The following is a 24,390-nucleotide window of genomic DNA, read 5'->3' as shown; positions in this document are numbered from 1 at the left end:
CGCCGGGGCCGCTTTAGCGGCCCCAGGGATTTCACTGATAAACTCCGTTCCATGTATCTGAATTTACCTCAAGCTCCGCTACAGATCCTGGATCTGCCTTGGCTGGCGAATTCCAACGTCGAAGTGGCCATCCTGCGCCTGGACCTGATAGACCCACTGATCAGCGGCAACAAGTGGTTCAAGCTTCGCCACCACTTGCAGCATGCCCATGCCGCAGGCGCTTCAGGCCTGATCAGCCTGGGCGGCAACCATTCCAACCACCTCCACGCCCTGGCCGCCGCCGGCAAACGCTTCGGCTTCGCCACCGCCGGCCTGCTGCGCGGCCACCCGCAAGACACCCCCACAGTGCGCGACCTGCAAGCCTTGGGTATGCAATTGCACTGGCTGGGCTACGGTGGCTATCGGGCACGCCATGAGCCGGGCTTCTGGGAGCCTTGGCAGGCCCGTTATCGGGGCTGGCAGTGCATTCCCGAAGGCGGTGGCGGGGCGGCGGGTGCCGAAGGTTGTGCGCTGATCGTCGAGCAGGCCCGTTCGCAGCTGTCAGCGCTGGGATGGTCGGGCTACGACGCCTGGTGGCTGGCTGCGGGTACCGGTACGACATTGGCCGGTCTGGTTCGTGCCGAGGCAGGAGAACACCTCGTGCATGCTGCTCTGGCGGTGCCAATCGATCACGGCGTGCCGGAGACAGTCACCGAACTGGCGGGCATACAGGGCTACCAGTTGCACGACGCCTGCCGCGGCGGCTTCGGCAAATTCGATGATGAGTTGCTGGCGTTCATCGCCGAGAGCGAGCGGCACAGTGGCGTGCCGCTGGAAGCCCTGTACACCGGCAAGGCATTGCTGGCCCTGCGCGATCAGGTCGGGGCCGGGCTGTTCGCGCCCGGTACCCGCCTGATCTTCGTCCACACCGGCGGCCTGCAAGGCCGTCGTGGTTACTTGTAGGGCAGCATGCGCAGCAGCGTGTTGTCGCGCTGCACGTAGTGATGGTACAGCCCGGCCACGGCATGCAGGCCGATCAGCCAGTAACCCCAGGTCGCCACCCGCTCATGCCAGCCCTTGATGAACTTGGCCTGGTCCGGGTCGGGGCCGATCAGGTGCGGCAGCTCCAGGCCGAAGAACGGCACCGGCTTGTCGGCGGCGCTGAGGATCAGCCAGCCGGCCACGGGCAGGCCGATCATCAGCAGGTACAGCGCCAGGTGCATCAGGTGCGCAAGGCCGGTCTGCCAGGCCGGTGGCTTGGGCACGATCGGCGGGGTCGGGCGAACCAGGCGCACGGCCAAGCGCAGCCAGACCAGCACGAACACACTCAGGCCGAGCATGAAGTGCAGGTCTTTCATCAGGTTGCGTTCGGCGCTGTCCTTGGGGAACAGGCCGCGAAATTCGATACAGGCGTACACGGCGGCCAGCAACAACAGCATTAGCCAATGCAGGGCGATGGACAGGCGTGCGTAATGGGGCGCGGGAGTGGATGAAACCATGATCGGTCCTCGTCATCAGGTAGGAATGGCGCTCTTGCTGGCGCTCAAATAGCACTCTAATGGCTATTTGAAACAAATCTTTGAGCTGGATCTGTGAAAATTCTGTTGTCTGGCAAATGTGGCCAACTGTCCGCCACCAGAAACACGCGTTCGACTTCCTGCCAGGCACCTTCGTCATCCGGCTCCAGCCTGACCAGTAACTGCGCGGGGGCATGTTCGTCCAGCCGAACTAGCCAGGCCGCGAACTGCGGCACCGTCCAGCATTCGTCTGGTTCTGCCCGTGCTGGCGCCAGCCAGGCATGCCGTGGCAGCGGTTGCCAGCGTTCGTCTGCTGTCGCTGCCCAATTCCGCCGTCGTATCCAGCGGCCGCGCAAATGCCGAGGGTTGGCCCCCGTAGGCGGCTCGGCATGCCCCGGCCATGGATAGAACAGGTAACCGCCCAGCCACAGGTGTGCCTGCACCTGGTCGACACCTACCGCGATCAGCGCTTCGCGACTCTGCGCGTCTGCCGACATGGGCAATTGGTGCCCGGCCAGGTGTGCCAGTTTGCTGCCGAGCCGATCATGGCAGCCAGGCCCGAGCCAATGCGCCGGGTCGCGGCCGTCGTCCTCGGTCGGCCCCAGGTACAGCTTGATGGCCAGCTCCAGATGATGAGTGCCTTCGCCATCACGCAGCAGAATGTCCAGCTCGCCCAGAGTCCGCCCGCCTGCGCGAATCGCCAGGTTGGACGCCAGCAGCTCGACCCCGGGCGCGTGCGCCAGGGCGAACTGCCACAGACCTTCGTAGTACAGCCCCAGGCGCCGGCTGGTGATCCTTGCCAGCCAGTCGCGCAAGGGCAGGTCATCTGCATCCAGTGCGTGCAACCAGTCCTGCAGGCGTTGCGGATCGCCCGCCCAGGCGCTGCCCGCCAGCGGATGGCGCTGGGGGCAGGGCGGGGCGCTCAGCAGCGCGGGCGACAGCAGGGTCCAGGCCAGGTCGCGCACGGCAGGGCGGTGCAAGCGGCGGGGCAGCTCATGGAGCTCGGCAAATGGCATCATGCTGCGAGCATAGCCGGTTTGCCGCTGCCCAGTCGTTTCGCCCATAATCGCGACATCGTCACCCCGCCGCAGAGCCTCGCAGGAGCCCCATGGAGCAATTTCGCAATATCGGTATCATCGGCCGCCTTGGCAGCTCGCAGGTGCTCGACACCATTCGCCGACTGAAAAAATTCCTCCTCGAGCGCCACCTGCACGTGATCCTCGAGGACACCATCGCCGAAGTGCTGCCCGGCCACGGCCTGCAAACCTCGACGCGCAAGCTGCTCGGCGAGGTCTGCGACCTGGTCATCGTGGTCGGAGGCGACGGCAGCCTGCTCGGCGCCGCCCGCGCCCTGGCCCGGCACAATGTGCCGGTGCTGGGCATCAACCGCGGCAACCTGGGCTTCCTGACCGACATCCGCCCGGACGAGCTGGAGGAGAAAGTCGCCGAGGTGCTTGACGGCCACTACCTGGTGGAAAACCGTTTCCTGCTGCAGGCCGAGGTGCGCCGCCATCACGAAGCCATCGGTCAGGGCGATGCGCTCAACGACGTGGTCCTGCACCCGGGCAAGTCGACGCGGATGATTGAGTTCGAGATTTACATCGACGGCCAGTTCGTCTGCAGCCAGAAGGCCGACGGCCTGATCGTCGCCACCCCGACCGGTTCCACCGCCTACGCGCTGTCGGCCGGCGGTCCGATCATGCACCCCAAGCTCGACGCCATCGTCATCGTGCCGATGTACCCACATACCCTGTCGGGGCGGCCGATCGTGGTCGACGGCAACAGCGAGCTGAAGATCGTGGTGTCCAAGGACCTGCAGATCTACCCGCAAGTGTCCTGCGACGGCCAGAACCACTTCACCTGCGCCCCAGGCGACACCATCACGGTGAGCAAGAAGCCACAGAAGCTGCGCCTGATCCACCCGCTCGACCACAACTACTATGAGGTGTGTCGCACCAAACTCGGCTGGGGCAGCCGCCTGGGAGGCAGGGACGACTGATGCTCGATCCGGCGCGCAGTTTCGACATCATCGGCGACGTGCACGGCTGTGCACTGACCCTCGAACGCCTGCTCGACGCCCTCGGCTACAAACGTGTCGGCGGCGTCTGGCGTCACCCTTGGCGCCTGGCCCTGTTCCTTGGCGATATCGTCGACCGTGGCCCGCGCATCCGCGAGGCGCTGCACATCGTGCATGACATGGTCGAGGCCGGCCAGGCGTTCTGTATCATGGGCAACCACGAGTACAACGCCCTGGGCTGGGTCACCCCGGCACTGCCCGGTAGCGGCAAGGCGTTTGTGCGCGAACACACCCCGCGCCACGCCCGGCTGATCGACGAAACCCTGACCCAGTTCGCCCACCACCCCGGCGACTGGCACGACTTCGTGCAGTGGTTCTACGAGCTGCCACTGTTCATCGACGCCGGGCGCTTCCGCCTGGTGCATGCCTGCTGGGACCCACGGCTGATCGAACCGCTGCGCCAGCAGTACCCGGGCGGGCGTATCGACGAGCACTTCATCCAGGCGTCGGCGGTGTCCGGCAGCTTTGCCGCCTCCGTGTGCAACCGCCTGCTGCGCGGCACCGACATGCGCCTGCCGGACGGCCTGACCTTGACCGGCGGCGACGGCCTGACCCGCGCCTTCTTCCGCACCAAGTTCTGGGAAGAAGACCCGCAGACCTACGGCGACATCGTCTTCCAGCCTGATGCGCTGCCCGACGACGTTGCCCGCACGCCACTCAGCCACACCGAAAAGAATGCCCTGCTGCGCTACGCCGAGGACGAACCGTTGCTGTTCGTCGGCCACTACTGGCGCAGCGGCCGCCCGGCGCCGATCCGCGCCAACCTGGCCTGCCTGGACTACAGCGCGGTGCTGTACGGCAAGCTGGCGGCTTACCGGCTGGATGATGAAACCCGCATCGACCCGCACAAGTTCGTCTGGGTCGACGTCGAACGCCCTCAGGCCAATCAATGAAAATCATCGAAGTGATGCGCCTGCCGCTGTCGGTCGACCTCAGCGGCTTCGTCCACCTGCTGCAGCGCCTGCAGGTACCGCACCGGGTCAGCGAGGAGGGCGAGGAACAAGTGCTCTGGGCCCCCGACACTCTGGTTGCCGACGTGCGCGAACTGTACCAGCGCTTCCCCGACGGTAACGCCGATGTAGGAGCGGATTTATCCGCGATGGCTCCCACGCAGCCCTCTCTGGCAGACCAGGCCAAAGCCTGCAAGGTCACCGCCACCATCCTCGTCCTGTGCCTGGTCGTCGCCGGCCTCACCAGCCTGGGCGACAACCTCAACGCCATCAGCTGGTTCACTTTCCTCGACTTCCGCGTCCAGGGTGAATACTTGCATTTCACCCCGCTGGCCCAGGGCCTCGCCGAAGGCCAGTGGTGGCGCCTGGTCTCGCCCATGCTGCTGCACTTTGGCGTGCTGCACCTGGCGATGAACGGCCTGTGGTACTGGGAGCTGGGCAAGCGCATCGAACTGCGCCAGGGCCCCTGGCTGCTGCTGGGCCTGACCCTGCTGTTCAGTCTGGTGTCCAACCTGGCCCAGCACTACACCAGTGGCCCGAGCTTGTTCGGCGGCCTGTCTGGCGTGCTCTACGGTCTGCTCGGCCACGTCTGGCTGTACCAGTGGCTGGCGCCCAACCCTCACTTCAACCTGCCCAAGGGCGTGCTGGTGATGATGCTGATCTGGCTGGTGATCTGCCTGACCGGCGTGGTCGGCCAGCTTGGCTTCGGCCAGATCGCCAACGCCGCCCACGTCGGTGGCCTGCTCATCGGATGCCTGACCGGGCTCTTGGGTGGGGCGCTGGCCCGGCGTAAACTGTCGGCTTGAATCAGGAGACACTATGTCCACTTTCGCGCAAATGATCGAAAACATCACCCCGGAAATCTACCAGAGCCTGAAACTGGCCGTGGAAATCGGCAAATGGTCGGATGGGCGCAAGCTCACCGCCGAGCAGAAAGAACTTTCGCTGCAGGCGGTGATCGCCTGGGAGATGAAGAACCTGCCCGAAGAACAGCGCACCGGTTACATGGGCCCGCAGGAATGCGCGTCGAAGTCGGCACCTATCGCCAACATTCTGTTCAAGTCGGACTCGGTACATTGATCGAACTCGCTCGTGGCTCTTTGAGCAAGATGGCAGTCACCCTGCAGGCACCCGTGGTGCAATACAGCTTCCGCCTGGATGACACCCAGGTGGCGGTCAACCCGCTGATCGGCCAGCGCCTGCGCCTGGAATACCTCGGCGCCATTCACTGCAGCCATTGCGGCAAGCGCACCAAGACCAGCTTCAGCCAGGGTTATTGCTACCCGTGCATGACCAAGCTGGCCCAGTGCGACGTGTGCATCATGGCCCCGGAAAAATGCCACTACGACGCCGGCACCTGCCGTGAACCATCCTGGGGCGAACAGTTCTGCATGACCGACCACGTGGTGTACCTGGCCAACTCGTCGGGGATCAAGGTCGGCATCACCCGTGCCACCCAGCTGCCCACCCGCTGGCTCGACCAGGGTGCCAGCCAGGCGCTGCCGATCATGCGCGTGGCCACCCGCCAGCAATCGGGCCTGGTCGAAGACATCCTGCGCAGCCAGGTGCCGGACCGCACCAACTGGCGCACGCTGCTCAAGGGCGACGCCGAAGTGCTCGACCTGCCCGCCATCCGCGATCAGATTTTCGACGCCTGCGCCGACGGCCTGCGCGAGCTGCAGGGCCGCTTCGGCCTGCAGGCGATCCAGCCGCTGCCTGACGCCGAAGTGGTGGAAATGCGCTACCCGGTCGAGGCCTATCCGAAAAAGATCGTCAGCTTCAACCTCGACAAGGACCCGGTGGCCGAAGGCACGCTGCTGGGCATCAAGGGCCAGTACCTGCTCTTCGACACCGGCGTGATCAATATTCGCAAGTACACGGCCTACCAGTTGGCCGTGCTCCAGTAAAAAGGACCTGCACATGCGTACCGAACAACCGCAAGTGATCTATCTCAAGGATTACCAGGCGCCCGAGTACCTGATCGACGAGACGCACCTGACCTTCGAACTGTTCGAGGACCACACCCTGGTCCACGCGCAACTGGTCATGCGCCGCAACCCGGCACGCGGTGCCGGCCTGCCGCCACTGGAGCTGGACGGCCAGCAGCTGGAGCTGCTGCGCGCCTCGCTGGACGATGTCGAACTGCAAGCGAGCGACTACCAGCTCGAAGCCGACAGCCTGACGGTCCATCCCAAGGCCGAACGCTTCACCCTCGACACCAGCGTGAAGATCCACCCAGAGAGCAACACCGCGCTGGAAGGCCTGTACAAGTCTGGCAAGATGTTCTGCACCCAGTGCGAGGCCGAGGGCTTTCGCAAGATCACCTATTACCTCGACCGCCCGGACGTGATGAGTACTTTCACCACCACGGTGATCGCCGAACAGCATCGCTACCCGGTGCTGCTCAGCAACGGCAACCCGATCGGCAGCGGGCCGGCAGAAGATGGCCGCCACTGGGCGACCTGGGAAGACCCGTTCATGAAGCCGGCCTACCTGTTTGCGCTGGTGGCCGGTGACCTGTGGTGCGTCGAAGACAGTTTTACCCGCCAGTCCGGCCGCGACGTGACCCTGCGCATCTATGTCGAGCCCGAGAACATCGACAAGTGCGACCACGCCATGGTCAGCCTGAAGAAGTCCATGCGCTGGGATGAGGAAGTCTATGGTCGCGAGTACGACTTGGACATCTTCATGATCGTCGCGGTCAACGACTTCAACATGGGCGCCATGGAAAACAAGGGCCTGAACATCTTCAACTCGAGCTGCGTGCTGGCCCGCGCCGAAACCGCCACCGATGCCGCCCACCAGCGCGTCGAGGGTGTGGTTGCCCACGAGTATTTCCACAACTGGTCGGGCAACCGCGTGACCTGCCGCGACTGGTTCCAGCTGTCGCTCAAGGAAGGCTTCACGGTATTCCGCGATGCCGAGTTCAGCGCCGACATGAACTCGCGCACGGTCAAGCGCATCGAGGACGTCGCCTATCTGCGTACCCACCAGTTCGCCGAAGACGCCGGCCCGATGGCTCACCCGGTGCGCCCGGACAGCTTCATCGAAATCTCCAACTTCTATACCCTGACCGTGTACGAGAAGGGCGCCGAAGTGGTGCGCATGGTTCGCACCTTGCTGGGTGCAGACGGCTTCCGCAAAGGCAGCGACCTGTACTTCGAACGCCACGATGGCCAGGCCGTGACCACCGACGATTTCATCAAGGCCATGGAAGACGCCAACGGCGTCGACCTCGCCCAGTTCAAGCGCTGGTACAGCCAGGCCGGCACCCCGCGCCTGGAGGTCAGCGAAGCCTATGACGCGGCCGCGCAGACCTACAGCCTGACCTTCCGCCAGAGCTGCCCGCAGACCCCGGACAAGGCCGAGAAGCTGCCGTTCGTGATCCCGGTCGAACTGGGCCTGCTGGACGCCGAAGGCAACGATCTGCCGCTGCAACTGGCTGGCGAAGCTGCCGCAGCGGGTACCTCGCGTGTGCTGTCGGTGACCGAAGCCGAGCAGACCTTCACCTTCCAGGGCATCGCGGCCAAGCCGCTGCCGTCGCTGCTGCGCGGTTTCAGCGCCCCGGTCAAGCTGAGCTTCCCGTACGACCGTGACCAGCTGATGTTCCTCATGCAGCACGACAGCGACGGCTTCAACCGCTGGGAAGCGGGCCAGCAGCTGTCGGTACAGGTGCTGCAGGAGCTGATCGGCCAGCATCAGCGCGGCGAAACGCTGAAGCTCGACCAGCGTCTGATCACCGCGCTCGGCACCGTGCTGGGTAATGAGTCGCTCGACCCCGCCATGGTCGCCGAGATGCTCTCGCTGCCAGGTGAGGCCTACCTGACCGAAATCAGCCAGGTGGCCGACGTTGACGCCATCCACGCCGCCCGCGAGTTCGCCCGCCAGCAGATCGCCGAGCAGCTGTTCGACGCCCTGTGGGCGCGCTACCAGGCCAACCGCGAGGTGTCGCGCAAAACCGCTTACGTGGCCGCCGCCGAACACTTCGCCCGCCGCAGCCTGCAGAACATCGCCCTGTCGTATCTGATGCAGAGCGGCAAGGCGCAGGTGCTGGAGGCGACCCTGGAGCAGTTCGAGCACTGCGACAACATGACCGAGCGCCTGACCGCGCTGGCCGTGCTGGTCAACTCGCCGTTCCAGGCCGAGCGCGCCAAGGCGCTGGAGAGCTTTGCCGAGCACTTCAAGGACAACCCACTGGTCATGGACCAGTGGTTCAGCGTGCAGGCCGCCAGCACGCTGCCGGGTGGGCTGGCGCGGGTCAAGGCGCTGATGCAGCACCCGGCGTTCACCTTGAAGAACCCGAACAAGGTGCGGGCGCTGATCGGTGCCTTTGCCGGGCAGAATCTGGTCAACTTCCATGCCGCCGATGGTTCGGGCTATCGCTTCCTGGCAGATCTGGTGATCGAGCTGAATGCGCTGAACCCGCAGATCGCTTCACGCCAACTGGCACCGCTGACCCGCTGGCGCAAGTATGACGATGCGCGCCAGGTGCTGATGAAGGGCGAACTGGAGCGGATTCTCGCTTCTGGAGAGCTGTCCAGCGATGTGTATGAAGTCGTGAGCAAGAGCCTGGCGTAAGCCTGGTAGACCTGGGGCCGCAAAGCGGCCCCGGTTTTTTGGCGGTTAACAAAACATAACGTCCCGTTCGTTGTAATCGCGCAACCTTCCCCGATACGATCCCCCCAAGCCTCTAACACAGGCTTTTCACAGCACAGACCCACCAAGAAAAACACAACAGGGGATGGTCATGAAGCAGCGGGTGATGACGCAGGCCAGGCGTGGAGCCTGGCCTTTGGCGGCCGGCGCAATGCTGGCGCTGGCACTGGGGATGTGGGCCGACAGCGCGCAGGCCGCTGCCGCTGACGAATACTCGACCGAATCAGCCAAGGCCAGCCAGAGCCTGCTGATCGGCGCCGCCCATGCCGGCAAGCGCCTGGTGGTGGTGGGGGATCGCGGCCACATTCTGTTCTCCGACGACCAGGGCAGCACCTGGACCCAGGCCCGGGTGCCCACCCGGCAGTTGCTCACCGCCGTGTTCTTCCTCGACGACAAGCGTGGCTGGGCAGTGGGCCACGATGCGCAGATCCTCGCCAGCAGCGACGGGGGGGCCACCTGGAGCAAACAGTTCGAAGACCTTTCCCGTGAAGCGCCGCTGCTGGACGTCAGCTTCCTCGACGCCCAGCGCGGCTTTGCCGTGGGCGCCTACGGCGCGCTGCTGGAAACCCGCGACGGCGGCCAGCACTGGCAGGACATCGCCGAGCGCCTGGACAACCCCGAGCAACTCCACCTCAACGGCATCACTCGGGTGCGCGACGCTGGCCTGTTCATCGTCGGCGAGCAGGGCGGCATGTACCGCTCCAGCGACGACGGCCAGACTTGGGCCAAGGTCCAGGGCCCATACGAGGGCTCGCTGTTCGGCGTGATCGGTACCGCCAAGGCGAATACGCTGCTGGCCTACGGCCTGCGCGGCAACCTGTTCCGCTCCGCCGATTTTGGTGACAGCTGGCAGCCGATCGCACTCAAGGCCGCCCGCGGCGAACTCGAATTCGGCCTGGCAGGCGCTACGCTTGTCGAAGATGGCAGCCTGGTGCTGGTCGGCAATGGCGGCAGCGTGCTGCGCAGCACCGATGATGGCCAGACCTTCAGCGTCTACAACCGCAGCGACCGCATCGCCCTGGCCGGTGTCAGTGGCCTGGCCAATGGCGGGCTGCTGCTGGTAGGGCAGGGGGGCGTGCACCTGGCCAACGCCGAAGGTGCAGAGCCGGCGGCCAAGGAGGTGCGTCCATGACCAGCAGGGAGAGCATCACCATGCATCCGCACCATCAGGACAAGGCCACGCTGCTCGAACGCCTGATCTTCAACAACCGGCCGGTGGTCATCGCCCTGTGCCTGCTGGTCAGCATCTTCCTGTTCTGGCAGGCCACGCAGATCCGCCCCTCGACCAGCTTCGAGAAGATGATCCCGCTGCAGCACCCGTTCATCGAACAGATGATGGAGCACCGCAACGACCTGGCCAACCTCGGCAACACCGTGCGCATCTCGGTCGAGGCGGTCAATGGCGACATCTTCGACAAGGACTACATGGAAACGCTGCGGCAGATCCATGACGAGGTGTTCTACATCCCCGGTGTCGACCGCGCCGGCCTCAAGTCACTGTGGAGCCCCAGCGTGCGCTGGAGCGAGGTCACCGAGGAAGGCTTCTCCGGCGGCGAAGTCATCCCCAACACCTACAACGGCTCCCAGGACAGCCTCGATACCCTGCGCGACAACGTGCTCAAGTCCGGCCAGGTCGGGCGCCTGGTAGGCAACAACTTCAAGTCCAGCATCGTCGACGTGCCACTGCTGGAAAGCTTCCCTGATCCGCAGGACCCCGGCAAGCAGGTCAAGCTGGATTACCAACAGTTCTCGCACCAGCTCGAAGAAAAGATCCGTGACAAGTTCCAGGCGCAGAACCCCAACGTGAAGATCCACATCATCGGCTTTGCCAAGAAGGTCGGCGACCTGATCGACGGCCTGGTGATGGTGGCGATGTTCTTCGGCGTGGCCCTGGTGATCACCTGGGTCCTGCTGTACTGGTTCACCTGGTGTATCCGCAGCACCATCGCCGTGCTCATCACCACGCTGGTGGCGGTGATCTGGCAGCTGGGCCTGATGCACGCGGTGGGCTTCGGCCTGGACCCGTACTCGATGCTGGTACCGTTCCTGATCTTCGCCATCGGCATTTCCCACGGCGTGCAGAAGATCAACGGCATCGCCTTGCAGTCCAGTGACGCCGACAATGCCCTGACCGCAGCCCGGCGCACCTTCCGCCAGCTGTTCCTGCCGGGGATGATCGCCATTCTCGCCGACGCCGTGGGCTTCATCACCCTGTTGATCATCGACATTGGCGTGATCCGCGAGTTGGCCATCGGCGCGTCCATCGGCGTGGCGGTGATCGTGTTCACCAACCTGATCCTGCTACCGGTGGCGATCTCCTACGTCGGTATCAGCAAGAAGGCCATCGAACGCAGCAAGAAGGACGCGACCCGCGAGCACCCGTTCTGGCGCTTGCTGTCGAACTTCGCCAGTGCCAAGGTGGCCCCGGTGTCGATCACCCTGGCGCTCATCGCCTTCGCTGGCGGCCTGTGGTACAGCCAGAACCTGAAGATCGGCGACCTTGACCAGGGGGCGCCGGAGCTGCGCCCGGACTCGCGTTACAACCAGGACAACAACTTCATCATCAGCAACTACTCGACCAGTTCCGATGTGCTGGTGATCATGGTCAAGACGCCGCCGGAAAGCTGCTCGATCCACTCGACCATGGCGCCGATCGACGAGCTGATGTGGACCATGCAGAACACCCCAGGCGTGCAGTCGGCGATCTCCCTGGTGACGGTCTCCAAACAGGTGATCAAGGGCATGAACGAGGGCAGCCTGAAGTGGGAGACGCTGTCGCGCAACCCGGACATCCTCAACAACTCCATCGCCCGTGCCGATGGCCTGTACAACGCCGACTGCTCGCTGGCGCCGGTACTGGTGTTCCTCAACGACCACAAGGCCGAGACCCTGGAGCGTGTCACCGCAGTGGCCAAGGCATTCGCCGATAGCCATGACAAGGAGGGCCTGCAGTTCCTGCTGGCAGCGGGCAACGCCGGGATCGAGGCGGCCACCAACGAGGTAATCAAGTCGGCCGAGCTGACCATCCTGATCCTGGTCTACCTCTGCGTGGCAGTGATGTGCATGATCACCTTCCGCTCGTTTGCCGCGACCCTGTGCATCGTCCTGCCGCTGGTGCTGACCTCGGTGCTGGGCAACGCACTGATGGCGTTCATGGGCATCGGCGTCAAGGTCGCGACCTTGCCGGTAGTGGCCCTGGGCGTAGGTATCGGCGTGGACTACGGCATCTACATCTACAGCCGCCTGGAAAGCTTCCTGCGTGCCGGCCTGCCGTTGCAGGAGGCTTACTACCAGACCCTGCGCTCGACCGGTAAGGCGGTGCTGTTCACGGGCCTGTGCCTGGCGATCGGCGTGTGCACCTGGATCTTCTCGGCGATCAAGTTCCAGGCCGACATGGGATTGATGCTGACCTTCATGTTGCTGTGGAACATGTTTGGTGCGCTGTGGCTGCTGCCGGCGCTGGCGCGGTTTTTGATCAAGCCGGAGAAAATGGCGGGCAAGGAGGGTGGTTCGATTTTCGCCCATTGATATACCCCGAGGGCCGCAACGCGGCCCTCGGGGTATACTGCCGGCTCATTTTTGATCGGTATTCCCATGTCCCCTCTCGCCACCGCCCTCGCATCCTGCGACATGCTCCTGATCGACGGTTTGCACGCCTTCGATTTCACCTGCGACGAATCCGGCCTGACCATCAAGTGCATGGATGGTCGCCAGCACCGCCGCTGGTCGTTCACCCCCGAGCAGCTCGCTGCCGCCGTCGGTGCCGGTGATGAATGGCAACTCGCCGATGCCCAGGGCGAGCATCGTCTAGTCTGTATGAGTGCCTTTCGCGCCCCGGATGAAGACGATGATGAACCGGATCTGGACGAACCTGCTGACCGCTAGCCTGATGAGCCTGACAATCACCGCCCACGCCGCCACGTTGCTGGTGGGCAGCTACACCGATGGCCAGAGCCAGGGCATCTACCGCTACGCGTTCGACAGCAAGACCGGGCAGATCGACCCGACGCCGCAACAGGTGGTCGAGAGCGTCAGCCCGTCGTGGCTGGTGCTGTCAGCCGACCAGCGCCAGTTGTTCGCGGTCAATGAAACCCCGAACGGCCAAGTCAGCAGCTTCAGCGTCAGCACCAAGGGCGAGATCAAGCCGCTGAACCAGGTGGCCAGCCGTGGTGATGAACCGACCCACGCCAGCCTGAGCCGCGACCAGCGCTACCTGTTCGTCGCCAACTACGCCGTTGCCCCCGACCCGGGCGGCAGCCTGGTGGTGATCCCGGTGGCCAAGGATGGCAAGCTCAAGGATGTGGTGCAGCAGCTGCGGCACAAGCCCAGTGGCGTCAACCCCGAGCGCCAGGCCGGGGCCCACGTGCATTCGCTGGTGCTGTCACCGGATGGCTTGCATCTGTATGCCTGCGACCTGGGCGCCGACAAGGTCTTCATCTATGACTACGACGGCGCCAGCGCCGATCACCCGCTGAGCGCGGCGACCCCGGCGTCGGTGGACCTGCCTCCCGGCAGCGGGCCGCGTCATCTGCTGTTCGATGCCAAGGGCCGGCATGCCTACCTGACGCTGGAAATGAGCGGTGAAGTGGTGATGTTCGACGTCAAGGACGCTGCCTTGCTGGCGCGTCAGCGCCTGCCGCTGACCGAGCAGCAGGATGTCGCCGCCAAGGCCTCGGGTGGCCTGCATCTGTCGGCGGACGGGCGCTTCCTGTACGTCAGCAACCGCGGCACGGCGAACGAGATCGTGGTGTTCAGCGTGGGCAAGGACGATGGCCAGCTGACCTTCCTGCAGCGCCGCTCGGTAGAGGGCGACCACCCGCGGGAGTTCGCCCTGGACCCGAGCGACAATTTCCTGCTGGTGGCCAACCAGAAGAGCAACCAGATCGTGGTCATGCGCCGCGACCCGCGCAGCGGCAAGCTCGGCGAGACGGTGCAGAACTTCAAGCAGGATGCGCCTTCGGATCTCAAGTTCATCGATTGACTATCGATAGCGGTGATAACCCTTACCAGCGCAATGAATTTCTGCGGGCGACCTCAGCGGCGTAAGTTTGACCCAAGGCCCAAGCGGCTGAACGTCAAACCACACACGTCGAGGTCAGCCACCATGAACTTCAATCTCTTCCCCGTGATTGCCGCATCCGCCATCTCCGCCTCCGTCGTGCTGCCGGCCCATGCCCATGCCGACAGCAGCAAGGCCACGACCACCCACAGCTACACCGAGCAGTACCTGCGCCAGAGCGCCAACTTTCATGCGGCCTTGAGTGGCAAGCACAGCCACTGAACATTACTCGGTCCTTGTAGGAGCGGGCTTGCCCCGCGAACACCGGCGAAGCCGGTGCCAGCCATCGCGGCGCCTGTTTCGCGGGGCAAGCCCGCTCCTACAGGGATCCAGTCAAGGCTGAGAGTATTTCACCGAGCCATCACTGACTTGAACAGGTCCGAAGCCAACCACCCCTCCAGCCAGCTCCGCACCCGCGGATAAGCCGCCTCGGCGAACCACTGCGGTTCGACCCCGGCAAACTGGCGCATCAGGGGCAACAGCGCGGCATCGGCCAGGCTCGGGTGATCGGCCAGCAGGTATGGCCGGCCTTCGAGCAACTGTTCCAGCTCCGCCAGCCACGCTTCGGCCTGCTGGCGATAGTGCTCGCGTGAGTGCTCCGGGTAGCGCTCGGCGTACTTGTACAGGTTCACCTGCGCCTTGAATGTGCTGTCGTTGCGTGCTATCAGCGCCTCGGCGCGCTGTGCAGCGACCGGGTCGGCCTGCAGGCGCCAATTCTGTGGGTCGTGTTGTTCGAGCGCCCAACGCATGATGTCCAGGCTCTCTTCCAGTACCCCGTCACCGGTATCCAGCACCGGCACCGTGCCCTTGGGCGACAAGGCCAGCAGTGCTGCCGGCTTGTTCTTCATCGCCACCTCGACGATCTCCAGCGCGCAGCCAGCATAGCGCAGCGCCAGACGCGCACGCATGGCCCACGGGCAGCGACGGAACGAGTAGAGGATCACCCGCACACCTCCACGTCGCTCAGGCCATTGCCCTGGCGGCGCACCTGGATCTGCACCGGAATGCGCTCGTGCATCTCTTGCACGTGGGAGATCACCGCAACCTTGCGCCCCTGCGCCTGCAGACCGTCGAGGGCGTCCATTGCCAGTTGCAGCGATTCCGGGTCGAGGCTGCCGAACCCTTCGTCGATGAACAGCGACTCGATGCGCAGGGTGCTCGAGGCCATCGATGCCAGGCCCAGGGCCAGGGCCAGCGAGACCAGGAAGGTTTCACCGCCGGACAGCGAGTGCACCGAGCGCAGCTCGTCACCCATTTCGGTGTCCAGCACCAGCAGGCCCAGGGCGCTGCCACCGCGCTTGAGGCGATAACGGCGCGCCAGCTGGCGCAGCTGGGCGTTGGCGTGGTGCAGCAGCAGGTCGAGGTTGTAGCCTTGGGCGATCTTGCGGAACACATCGCCCGAGGCCGAGCCGATCAGGGCGTTCAGCCGCGCCCAGCGCTGCCATTGCTGGCGGGCCTGCTCGATTTCCCCGGCCAGGGCCTGGCTCGCCTGCTGGCGGCGCTGGTCGTCGGCCTGCTGAGCGCGCAGTTCGGCGCATTGTTGCTCATGGCTGGTCAGCCGCTCGCGCAGCTCGCCCAGCGCCTGCTCAAGGTCTTCGACCGAAGCATCGACGCTCATCTGCGCGGCGTGTTGCTGCAGGCGCTGTGCGCGTTCCTGAAGTAGCACGCGGCTCTGTTCGATGGCCTTCTCGGCGCCTTGCAGGCGCTGGCGCAGCTCACCCAATTGGGCGTCGTCGATGGCCAGCAGGCGATCCAGCCCGGCGTCGTCCAGCTCCGGATGCTCGGCGCGCCACTGGGCGATGTCGCCCTGCAGTTGCCGGCACTCGCTTTCCAGCGCCTGCTGCTGCTGGGTATTGGCCTTGAGTTCGCTGGCCAGTTGCACGCCCTGGGTGCGCAGGTCCTGAAGGCGCTGAGCGGTGTCTGCGTCGATGGCACGGGCCTGTTCCAGCTGGCTGTCCATGTGCTGTTGCCAGGCTTCGGCGCTGGTCTGCTCGCCGAGCAGCTCGGCCAGCGCGGTCTGAGCTTGCTGACGTTGGGTGTCGAGTGCGGCGAGCTGTTGCTCTACCTGCGCCAGCGCTTGCACGCGGGCTTGCTGCTGGTCGCGCAGCTTGTCCAGCTGCACTTGGCGTGCCTGCTGTTCTACCTGCTCATCCTTGCGCTGCTCCAGCAGTTGCAGGCGCTGGGCAATCTGTTGGTCGAGGGCCAGGAAGGCATTGGCCGGGTCATCGCTGAGGGCGTTGAATACATCGCCCGGGAGTACGTTGGCCAAGTCCTTGAGACCCTGCGCCAGCTGCTGCTCATCACTGGCCAGGGCCTGGTGCTGCTGGTCGAGATGGCGCTGGGCCAGTTGCTGGGCTTCCTGCGCTGCCTGCAGTTGCTGGTTGAGGCGGGCGGCATCCTTCTGCAAGGCGAGCAGGGCGCTCAGGCGCTTCTCGTCCTTGCCGATTTCTTCGTCCAGGCGTCGCAGCTGGCTGTCGAGCCAGGCACTGCGGGCCTTGTCGTCCTGCGGGGCGAGGGCGGGCCAGAGGCTGTGCGCCTGCACCTGCGCCACCAGCGGTTGCAGTTGTTCGCCAAGCTGCTGCTGTTGCTGCTGATAGTCCTTGAGCTGGGCGTTGACCACGCCGAGCTGGGTGCGCAGTTCGACCAGCTTGCCGTTGAGGGCTTCGACCTGTTTCTGTGCCGCATCCTCTTCGGCCTGGTCATGGCGGCCAAGGCTCTGCAACAGTGCCTCAGGTTGATGGAACGGGTGCTCGGCACTGCCACACACCGGGCAGGGCTCGCCATCGCGCAACTGGCCGCGCAGTTCCTCGACGCTGGTATTGCGCGCCAGGCGCTGGCGTTCCAGCAACTGGCGGGTGAGGTTGAGCGCCTGTTCGGCGGCTTCCAGTTCAGCCTTGGCCGCCGTGCCTTCGCCGATCAGTTGCTGGCGTTGCTGCATGGCCTGCTGCTGACGCTCACGCAGGGCATCGAGCTGTTGGCGCAGCTCCTGCTCACGGCCATGCAGGCGCGACAGCTCTTCGACGGCGCGTTGCTGCTTGCGGTTGTCCTGCAGCATGTTGCCGAGCAGGTCGATCTGTTCGGCCAGGGCCTGGGGTTCGGCCTTGGCTTCGCGGAACAGCAGCTCGAAGTGGTCGCGCTGGGTCTGCAGTTGGACATTGGCCTGGCTGGCCTGGGCCTGCAGGCCAGGCAGTTCCTCGCGGCCCTTGGCCAGGCGGCCACCGATCAGCATCACCTGCTTGAGTTGCGGCAGGTAGGCCTGCCAGGCATTGGCCAGGCCGGCCAGGTGCTGGCTGTCGGCCAGGGCGGTGTCGATCTGGGCCAGCTGCTGTTGACTACGCTGCTGGTTCTCTTGCGTTTGCTGCAGTTGCTGCTGGCCTTCTGCGACCTGCTGCGCGGCCTGATCGCAGGCGGTGCGTTGCCCCGCCAGTTCCTGGTCAAGACGCGCCAGGTTGTCCTGGCCGGCGAAGGCCTGGCGCAGGCGCGGGGCATTTTCGCTGTGCAGGGTCTGGCTCTGGGCCAGGGCCTCGTGAGACGCCAGCAATGCCTGTTCCAGCTCTGCGGTGCGCTTGTGCAATTCGCTTTGCTGGCGCTGTTGCTCGGCAATCTGCGCCGCGACCGGAGCCAGTTGCGCGCCGAGCATCTGCTGGCGGTGGAACTGGTGGCGCTGCGGCGCCAGGCGCTCCAGGCGTTGCAGGTCGAGGCGCTGCTCGGCCAGCTGCTGCCAGTCCTGTTCGGCGGCTTGCAGGGTGGCGCCGGCTTCGGCGTGCTGAGCCTGCAACTGGCGTTGTTCATTGAGCCAGTTGCGTTGCTGCTCAAGTTGGCGCTCGCCGGCCTGGTCGGCCTTGAACTGCTGCAACGCCTGCTCCAGGCGCTGGTCGAGTTCGGCGCGGGCTTCGGCGGCCATCGGCAGCAAGTGACTGGCGCGGTCATTGAGCGCTTTGTGTGCTTCGCCGGTTTCCCGCGCCTTGCTGAAGGCGCGCTGGCCGAGGCGGGTGTAGATGGCGGTGTTGGTGAGCTTTTCCAGCAGCTCGCTGCGCTCTTTGTCGTCAGCCTTGAGGAAGGCACCGAACTCGCTTTGCGCCAGCATCACCGCACGGGTGAACTGCTCGAAATTCAGGCCCAGGCGGGCTTCGATCAGTTGCTTGTATTCGCTCTTGCCGCTGCCCAGCACCTGTTCGCTGTCCAGGTCATACAGGCTCTGGCGGCTGAACTGCAGCTTGCCGTTGGCCTTGTCGCGGGCACGGTTGGCTTCCCAGCGGGCGCGGTAGCGGTGGCCGTCGATGCCGACGAAATCGACTTCGGCAAAGCCGCTGCCGGTGCCACGGCGCAGCAGGTTGCGCGGGTCCGACGTGGGGATTTCGCCGTCGGCATCCGGCACCTTGGCTTCGCGGCCGATGTCGTTCAGGCGCGGCACGGTGCCGAACAGGGCCAGGCACAGGGCATCGAGCAAGGTGCTCTTGCCGGCGCCGGTGGGCCCGGTGATGGCGAACAGGCCGGCGCTGGCCAGGGGCTCGGCGGTGAAGTCGATGTCTACCGGGCCGGCCAGGGATGCCAGGTTCTTCAGGCGGATGGCGAGAATCTTCATGGCTGTTCCTCTTCCAGCTGGACTTCCTGCAGCAGCAGGGCGAAATCGGCCAGGGCCTGCTCGTCGACGGGGTTGCCGTAGGCTTGCTCCCAGGCACGGCTGAACAGGTCCTGCGGGGTCATCTGCGCCAGTTCGACGAATGCCTGGTCGTCATCTTCGCTGTTGTTGCGGCCAGCATATTCAGCGCTGATGCGGATCAACCGCACGGCTTTGCCCTCAAGCGTGGTTTCGATCTGTTGGCGCAGATCGGGTTGCGGCTCGTCCAGAATCACTCGAACCTCCAGCCAGGGCTGGCGGTTGGGGTCTTCGAGCAGGTCGATCACCGGCAGCTCGGCCAGTTGTTCGAGCAGTTCGCCCAGCGGTGCCGGGCCGACCCGCTGCAGGGCCACCGCACGCGGTACCGGGCGCGGTTCGACGCTGATCAGCTCACTGCCCTCCAGTTCGACTTCCAGCACCTGGTGCGGGTAGTTGATTTCGGCGAACGACAGCGGGATCGGTGAGCCGCTGTAGCGGATGCGGCTTTCGCGGTTGACCTTCTGCGGCTTGTGCAGGTGGCCGAGCGCCACGTAGCTGATCGACTTGTCGAACAGCTTGGCCGGCAAGGCCTCGGCATTGCCGATGATCAGGCTGCGCTCGGAGTCTTCGGACACCGCGCCACCGGCCATGTGCGCATGGCTGATGGCAATCAGCGCCTGATCCTTCTTGCGCTTTTTCTGCGCCGCGCCAATCAGCTGCTGGTGCACCTGGGTGATGCCTTGCAGATAGTCGTCACCCAGCTGCGGGCCGGTCACTTCGGCCGGGCGCAGGAAGGGCAGGGCCAGGCACCAGGCAGCGACCTTGCCACGGCCGTTGGTCAGCGGGATCAGCAGGCGCTCGGCATCCAGCTGGCCTTCGTCGAGCCAGTGCACCCGGCCCAGCGCGTGGGTGCGCAGGCGGCGCATGAGTGCGGCGGGCAGCTCGATGCGCGAGCCGGAGTCGTGGTTGCCGGCGATCATCACGATGTCCAGCTTCGGCTGCTGCTCGTGGGCCTGGACGATGAAGTCGTAGAGCCGCTCCTGGGCTTTGACCGGCGGGTTGACGGTATCGAAGATGTCGCCGGCGATCAGCAGCGCGTCCGGCTGGCGCAGGCGCAGCTGGCCGAGCAGCCAGTCGAGGAAGCAGGCGTGTTCGAAGTCGCGTTCCTGGCCGTGCAGGCTTTGGCCCAGGTGCCAGTCGGAGGTGTGAAACAGACGCATGGATGACCTGTGGTGTCGAGTCAGCAAGCCGGGGCTTGGCTTGAATGATGGGCTTCGCGGAGCCGGGTATGGTAACCCAAGCCAGGGCGGTAGGGCAGGTAAGTGCATGTGCCGGCAATCGGCGTTGCCGGGCTTGAGCGGCCTTGAGCGCGATGTGGTTCACGTCCTACAAATGTGCCTTCGCATTGAACATTTGGTCTATTGACGGTCTATATCCGATGTCCTAGTTTCCAATGTCCGAACAAAATTGCTAATCCCATGGAAGGGCATATGGCACCAGGCACTGGCGCAGTGTTGAGCTGCCTTCGGGGTGTGCTGCCAGTAAACGGAGTTTTTTTCAATGGACCTGACCTTCGGCACCCCGCTTTCGCAAAGCGGCCGCCTGCTGCAACTGACCACCCCGTTGGGTGCCGACCAGCTGCAGGCCCTGCGCGCCCATGGCGTCGAACGCATCGGCCGCACCCCGCGCTACACCCTCGACGTGCTGGTGCAAGACACCGAGTACGACCCGGAAAAACTCATCGGCCAGCCCGTCAGCCTCGCCCTGCTCTGCGACGACGGCAGCCAGGCCCCGCGCCATGGCCTGGTCGAGAGCGTGCGTTACCTGGGCAGCGACGGCGGCCTGCACGACTGGCAGCTGGTGTTCGCGCCCTGGTTCAGCCTGCTCGAATACCGCAGCGACTGCCGCATCTGGCAGGACAAGGCCCTGCCCGCGATCCTCGAAGACGTGTTCGCCCAGTACGAACAGGCCAAGGGCAACTACCGCCTCGACCTGCGCCGCGAATACGCACCGCTGTCCTACGTCACCCAGTTCAACGAGACCGATGCCAACTTCGTCCAGCGCTGGTGCGAGCTCGAAGGCATTTTCTGGTACGTCGAGCACAAGGCCGACAGCCACTGCATCGTCTTCACCGACAGCGTCGACACCCTGCCCGCGCTCGCCCCGCAACAAGTGCCGTTCCACACCCAGAGCGTGACCCAGAAGCAGGACGGCATCACCCAGTGGAGCACCGGCTCGCAACTGCTCAGCGGCAAGCTCAACTGGCGCAGCGTCGATTACCTGGCTCACAGCCAGCCGCGTGAAAGCGTGATGCCGGCCTTGCAGGCCGCCTCCGCGCCTGCCGCCCTGGAGCGTTACGAATACCAGGGCCAGTACAACTGTCAGAAACAGGAGCGCGGCGACTGGCTCAGCCGCGTGCAGATCGAACAGCACGAATCCCAGGCCCGCCGCGTCCACGGTCAGGGTGGCGTGCGCCAATTGCAGGCCGGTCGCTGGTTCGAACTGACCCAGCACCCGCTGTACGAGCGCAAGGCCGCCGAGGCCCGGCAGTTCCTGCTGATCGAGGTGCAGTTCTTTGCCGAAAGCAACCTGCCCATGGCCCAGCAGCGCCGCGAAGCCCCTGGCAGCCTGGCACCACTGTTCAAGACCGTGCGCCCGGCACCCGACGATGGTCTGCTCGGCTCGGCTTTGAGCGAAGCGTCCTATGGCTTCTTCATCAGCCACTTCGAAGGCCAGCTGCACAGCGCGCCGTACCGCAGCCCGTTCGAACACACCAAGCCCACCTCGCCCGGCCCGCAGACTGCCGTGGTGGTCTCGCCCAACGGCCATGAACTGTTCACCGACAGCCTCAACCGCGTCTGCGTGCGTTTCCACTGGGACCGTCTCAGCCAAGACGGTGAACTGAGTTCCTGCTGGTTACGCATGCTGCTACCGAGCAGCGGCCCGGACTGGGGCAGCGTGCACGTGCCACGCGCCGGTGAAGAAGTGGTGGCCACCTTCCTCGACAATGACATCGACCGCCCGCTGATCATGGGCCAGGTGTACGGCGGCCACAAACCGGCCTGGCACTCCAGCGGCCTGATGAGCGGCTACAAGAGCAAGGAGATCGGCGGCGGCGGCTTCAACCAGTGGGTGATGGACGATTCCACCGGCCAGGTGCGCACCCAGCTGCACAGCAGCCATGGCCACACCCAGCTCAACCTCGGCTACCTGATCGACCAGCGCGGCAACAACCGCGGCGCCCTGCGCGGTACCGGCTTCGAGCTACGCACCGACGCCTACGGCGCCCTGCGCGCCCAGCGTTACCCACTCGATGGGTGGTCTCGTAGGGAGGCGCTGCGCACAAAAATATCCAGAAAATATACTGGGGGTTGTCCACGGCGTGCAGCCTGCGATCGGTGCCGGCACAGCATATCGGCGCGTGAGAGCCGGGTGGGAGGATTTCACAGGACGCTTAGCCATAGGAGCAAATGCCGACGAAGTCACCCCGGTCTTTGGCGCGCCAGGTCCTTTACAATTGCTCCCGAATCAGCTCTACGGCAACGGTTGGCTGAATGTCCGCTGGGAGAAAAAAGACGGCCCCATTCTGATGTCACTACCCCGGACGTCCAACCCTTACGACGAAATTTATTCGAAAACTACTGCATGGTGGCGTCTTTGCGATCCACGCTTGGTAGAGCCTCGCGCGCAAAATCGAGAAGAGCTTGAAAAGGGCTGGAATTTATATTTAAAGAACTTGAAAATGGCTCAAAATTTCCATGCCGAACTGGGAACTTATTACTTCCATCAAACCTATGCGCATTTTGGGTCTGACAGCAAGTTCCCCGCATGGAACAAGATTGACTGGGTGCTTAAAGCATTCAGAAATATGACGGGCCAATTCTCTCCTGCATCATCAAAAGAAGCGACGCCACACCTGAAGCTCAGTACAGATAATAGAATTAATTACCTAACACTAGCTAATGCGCAAACAGCCGGCAAGATTGCCTACCAACCGCTGCACGGTCCCGCAGTTATAGGGGCTGAATATAGCGGGGATGCCTATCATGCGGCGATGGCCTCACAGGATGATACGGGAGATGGCACAGTACCTTCGCACTCTGCTGCCGCTGTGACGGACCATATCAAATTTTCAGCACGTCTTTCTGGCTTTGAGCACAGCGCTTCTTACAATGATAAGTCGGCTCGTGCGATTACGCTCCACTCGATAATCAGCCTCGCCAAGGACGCTAAAAACTTATGCTAATGCCTCGTACCGCTTTAACGGGTGCAGTTGCACTTGTGATTGGCTGTGCTTTATTGATTGCCCCACTGACTATTCCTATTGCGAGAGGAGCACCAGCAGCGATGGACTCAACTAAAAGTCAAACAAAAATGGTCCGAGCAGGTCGGTTCAGTATTGTTTTGCCGAAAGACGCAGTCTTTGATGGCGCATTACTTGAGCTGAATGGCGTACCTGTAGCCATTACACCAGACTACATAAAGGCTCGTGTGGATCGAGAGGCACAAAAAAATGGCTTACCATAGAAGAACGAAATCTTAGTAATGCAGAACACAAGGCAACGAAGAAGTCGTTAGAGAATGGTGCTATAGTCTTCAAATACGACCACACTCGAATTACCGGCGAAGGACTCGATGGCGAGCCGATTAACAAAGTAGTGTATTCCACGCTGGCATACAAATGGTTCAACAACATGAAATTTGTACTCGGCAATGACAGCACACTCAATAGCGAAAAACAAATCAGTCTAATTCTTGATTCAATACCGCTCAGCGATATGGGCAATCAGCAAAGCCTTTGCTATGTAACTGGTTGCATCACTCACCAGACTGGCAACGAAGGTGTTTATGTGGACTTTAATTTCGCAGAACATCCAAATTTAAGGGCAAAGTTTACATCAAAACAATATGGCGGCACAGCTAATCAATATTTATCTCAAAGAAATAATAGCATCTTCAAACCGGCTGACGGGGCTGCTTGGATGATGAAATCTGATTTCCAACACCGCACCTATCGCAACACCAAGCGGACTATTAATAATCTTCTAGGCGAAGAGGTAATTGAGGCGAGCACAGAGAAATCCGGTGAGGGATATCTCACTGAAGTTAATGCTGTATGGTATTATCCCGGCGAACCAAATAGCGATGACAAACCTGAAGTTCGTTTCGATTTGGATTACAGCTACACCACCAAGCAGCCGCCGAAGAATGGCGCAGGATTTCCTGACCCAACGGAAACGGACTCCATAGACGAGGAACGTTTTATGAGGATATGGGATGAGGCTCTCAACTCACTCATCTCATACTAGTATCTGTGTGAAAATTCTTGAGACGAAGCTCTGTCAAAGCGAAAATAGCTAAGAAAGCGGAGTCTACGGGTTGTAAATTAGCCTTCCGAGGTTATTTCAAATGCAGCGTCACCGAGCAACAAGGTTTTTCACGCAGAGTGTAGCTTTCGTCAAAACCGTCGGTTCCCCAGTCCATGCTGGGGACATGGCATCGCTGCGACGTTTTTTGAAATATCGGAATGACAACTCATACTGCATTATGAC

Annotated in this window: 20 protein-coding genes and 1 pseudogene; 16 read left to right on the top strand and 5 right to left on the bottom strand. The window is 63.3% G+C overall.

Going from position 1 to position 24,390, the window contains the following annotated elements; translation table 11 throughout:
* Positions 1–51 precede the first annotated feature (51 nt).
* Positions 52–942 carry a 1-aminocyclopropane-1-carboxylate deaminase/D-cysteine desulfhydrase gene (locus ACOKS3_RS20425; RefSeq protein ID WP_422763043.1) on the top strand — a complete coding sequence of 297 codons (891 nt, stop codon included), beginning with the start codon at positions 52–54 and terminating at the stop codon, positions 940–942.
* Here the strand turns inward: ACOKS3_RS20425 and cybB are convergent.
* Both cybB and ACOKS3_RS20415 read right to left on the bottom strand, forming a co-directional pair.
* The gene (gene cybB / locus ACOKS3_RS20420; protein WP_103449748.1) at positions 933–1,478 is read right to left on the bottom strand and encodes a cytochrome b561; all 546 of its coding nucleotides are present in this window, start codon (positions 1,476–1,478) and stop codon (positions 933–935) included. The two genes, ACOKS3_RS20425 and cybB, sit on opposite strands and share 10 nt — an antisense overlap.
* Before the next feature lie 56 nt (positions 1,479–1,534).
* On the bottom strand, positions 1,535–2,560 hold the full coding sequence (locus ACOKS3_RS20415) for a DUF1853 family protein (RefSeq protein WP_422763044.1): 1,026 nt from the start codon (positions 2,558–2,560) through the stop codon (positions 1,535–1,537).
* Between the two features lie 44 nt (positions 2,561–2,604).
* Here ACOKS3_RS20415 and ACOKS3_RS20410 point away from each other — a divergent pair, with 44 nt between their 5' ends.
* From ACOKS3_RS20410 to ACOKS3_RS20360, 11 genes are all read left to right on the top strand, one after another.
* Positions 2,605–3,495 (top strand): NAD(+) kinase, encoded by an 891-nt coding sequence (locus ACOKS3_RS20410; protein ID WP_103449750.1) that lies wholly within the window; start codon positions 2,605–2,607, stop codon positions 3,493–3,495.
* Positions 3,495–4,466, top strand: coding sequence for a metallophosphoesterase (locus tag ACOKS3_RS20405; RefSeq protein WP_103449751.1), 972 nt, complete (start codon positions 3,495–3,497; stop codon positions 4,464–4,466). The genes ACOKS3_RS20410 and ACOKS3_RS20405 overlap by 1 nt, the downstream gene beginning before the upstream one ends.
* On the top strand, positions 4,463–5,329 hold the full coding sequence (locus ACOKS3_RS20400; protein WP_103449752.1) for a rhomboid family intramembrane serine protease: 867 nt from the start codon (positions 4,463–4,465) through the stop codon (positions 5,327–5,329). Before ACOKS3_RS20405 ends, ACOKS3_RS20400 begins: the two co-directional genes overlap by 4 nt.
* A gap of 13 nt (positions 5,330–5,342) precedes the next feature.
* Positions 5,343–5,603 (top strand): YeaC family protein, encoded by a 261-nt coding sequence (locus ACOKS3_RS20395; RefSeq protein ID WP_054885767.1) that lies wholly within the window; start codon positions 5,343–5,345, stop codon positions 5,601–5,603.
* Positions 5,600–6,430 (top strand): DUF2797 domain-containing protein, encoded by an 831-nt coding sequence (locus tag ACOKS3_RS20390; protein ID WP_422763045.1) that lies wholly within the window; start codon positions 5,600–5,602, stop codon positions 6,428–6,430. The genes ACOKS3_RS20395 and ACOKS3_RS20390 overlap by 4 nt, the downstream gene beginning before the upstream one ends.
* Positions 6,431–6,443: 13 nt before the next feature.
* Positions 6,444–9,101: an aminopeptidase N gene (gene pepN, locus ACOKS3_RS20385; RefSeq protein ID WP_422763046.1), complete on the top strand. Its 2,658-nt coding sequence runs from the start codon at positions 6,444–6,446 to the stop codon at positions 9,099–9,101.
* 184 nt (positions 9,102–9,285) lie between these two features.
* A complete protein-coding gene (locus tag ACOKS3_RS20380) occupies positions 9,286–10,311 on the top strand; it encodes a WD40/YVTN/BNR-like repeat-containing protein (protein WP_422763056.1) in 1,026 nt (341 codons plus the stop codon).
* Positions 10,312–10,331: 20 nt separating this feature from the next.
* Positions 10,332–12,707: an efflux RND transporter permease subunit gene (locus tag ACOKS3_RS20375; protein ID WP_103449904.1), complete on the top strand. Its 2,376-nt coding sequence runs from the start codon at positions 10,332–10,334 to the stop codon at positions 12,705–12,707.
* A gap of 66 nt (positions 12,708–12,773) precedes the next feature.
* The gene (locus ACOKS3_RS20370; protein WP_103449755.1) at positions 12,774–13,064 is read left to right on the top strand and encodes a DUF5629 family protein; all 291 of its coding nucleotides are present in this window, start codon (positions 12,774–12,776) and stop codon (positions 13,062–13,064) included.
* Positions 13,030–14,160 carry a lactonase family protein gene (locus tag ACOKS3_RS20365; protein WP_181004569.1) on the top strand — a complete coding sequence of 377 codons (1,131 nt, stop codon included), beginning with the start codon at positions 13,030–13,032 and terminating at the stop codon, positions 14,158–14,160. Before ACOKS3_RS20370 ends, ACOKS3_RS20365 begins: the two co-directional genes overlap by 35 nt.
* A 123-nt stretch (positions 14,161–14,283) precedes the next feature.
* Positions 14,284–14,460 (top strand): hypothetical protein, encoded by a 177-nt coding sequence (locus ACOKS3_RS20360; RefSeq protein WP_177334226.1) that lies wholly within the window; start codon positions 14,284–14,286, stop codon positions 14,458–14,460.
* 128 nt (positions 14,461–14,588) lie between these two features.
* Here ACOKS3_RS20360 and ACOKS3_RS20355 read toward each other — a convergent pair whose 3' ends face one another.
* The 3 genes from ACOKS3_RS20355 to ACOKS3_RS20345 are packed head-to-tail and all read right to left on the bottom strand — an operon-like array spanning position 14,589 to position 20,058.
* On the bottom strand, positions 14,589–15,182 hold the full coding sequence (locus ACOKS3_RS20355; RefSeq protein ID WP_422763047.1) for a glutathione S-transferase: 594 nt from the start codon (positions 15,180–15,182) through the stop codon (positions 14,589–14,591).
* Positions 15,179–18,823 carry an AAA family ATPase gene (locus tag ACOKS3_RS20350; protein WP_422763048.1) on the bottom strand — a complete coding sequence of 1,215 codons (3,645 nt, stop codon included), beginning with the start codon at positions 18,821–18,823 and terminating at the stop codon, positions 15,179–15,181. The genes ACOKS3_RS20355 and ACOKS3_RS20350 overlap by 4 nt, the downstream gene beginning before the upstream one ends.
* Complete coding sequence (locus ACOKS3_RS20345; RefSeq protein WP_103449759.1) at positions 18,820–20,058, bottom strand: exonuclease SbcCD subunit D C-terminal domain-containing protein; 1,239 nt, start codon at positions 20,056–20,058, stop codon at positions 18,820–18,822. Before ACOKS3_RS20345 ends, ACOKS3_RS20350 begins: the two co-directional genes overlap by 4 nt.
* 340 nt (positions 20,059–20,398) lie before the next feature.
* Here ACOKS3_RS20345 and ACOKS3_RS20340 point away from each other — a divergent pair.
* From ACOKS3_RS20340 to ACOKS3_RS20325, 4 genes and pseudogenes are all read left to right on the top strand, one after another.
* Positions 20,399–22,189 (top strand): annotated as a pseudogene (locus tag ACOKS3_RS20340) (type VI secretion system Vgr family protein); the annotation flags it as partial.
* A gap of 391 nt (positions 22,190–22,580) precedes the next feature.
* Positions 22,581–23,084: a hypothetical protein gene (locus ACOKS3_RS20335; RefSeq protein ID WP_103466519.1), complete on the top strand. Its 504-nt coding sequence runs from the start codon at positions 22,581–22,583 to the stop codon at positions 23,082–23,084.
* Positions 23,078–23,365: a hypothetical protein gene (locus ACOKS3_RS20330; protein ID WP_422764119.1), complete on the top strand. Its 288-nt coding sequence runs from the start codon at positions 23,078–23,080 to the stop codon at positions 23,363–23,365. Before ACOKS3_RS20335 ends, ACOKS3_RS20330 begins: the two co-directional genes overlap by 7 nt.
* Positions 23,366–23,532: 167 nt before the next feature.
* Entirely contained in the window at positions 23,533–24,147 is a 615-nt protein-coding gene (locus ACOKS3_RS20325; protein WP_422764120.1) for a T6SS immunity protein Tli4 family protein, read from the top strand.
* Positions 24,148–24,390: the final 243 nt, after the last annotated feature.

The sequence above is a fragment of the Pseudomonas sp. HS6-2 genome (genome assembly GCF_049325675.2).
GTDB classification, from domain to species: domain Bacteria; phylum Pseudomonadota; class Gammaproteobacteria; order Pseudomonadales; family Pseudomonadaceae; genus Aquipseudomonas; species Aquipseudomonas putida_N.
This window is presented reverse-complemented; position numbering and strand designations above follow the sequence as displayed.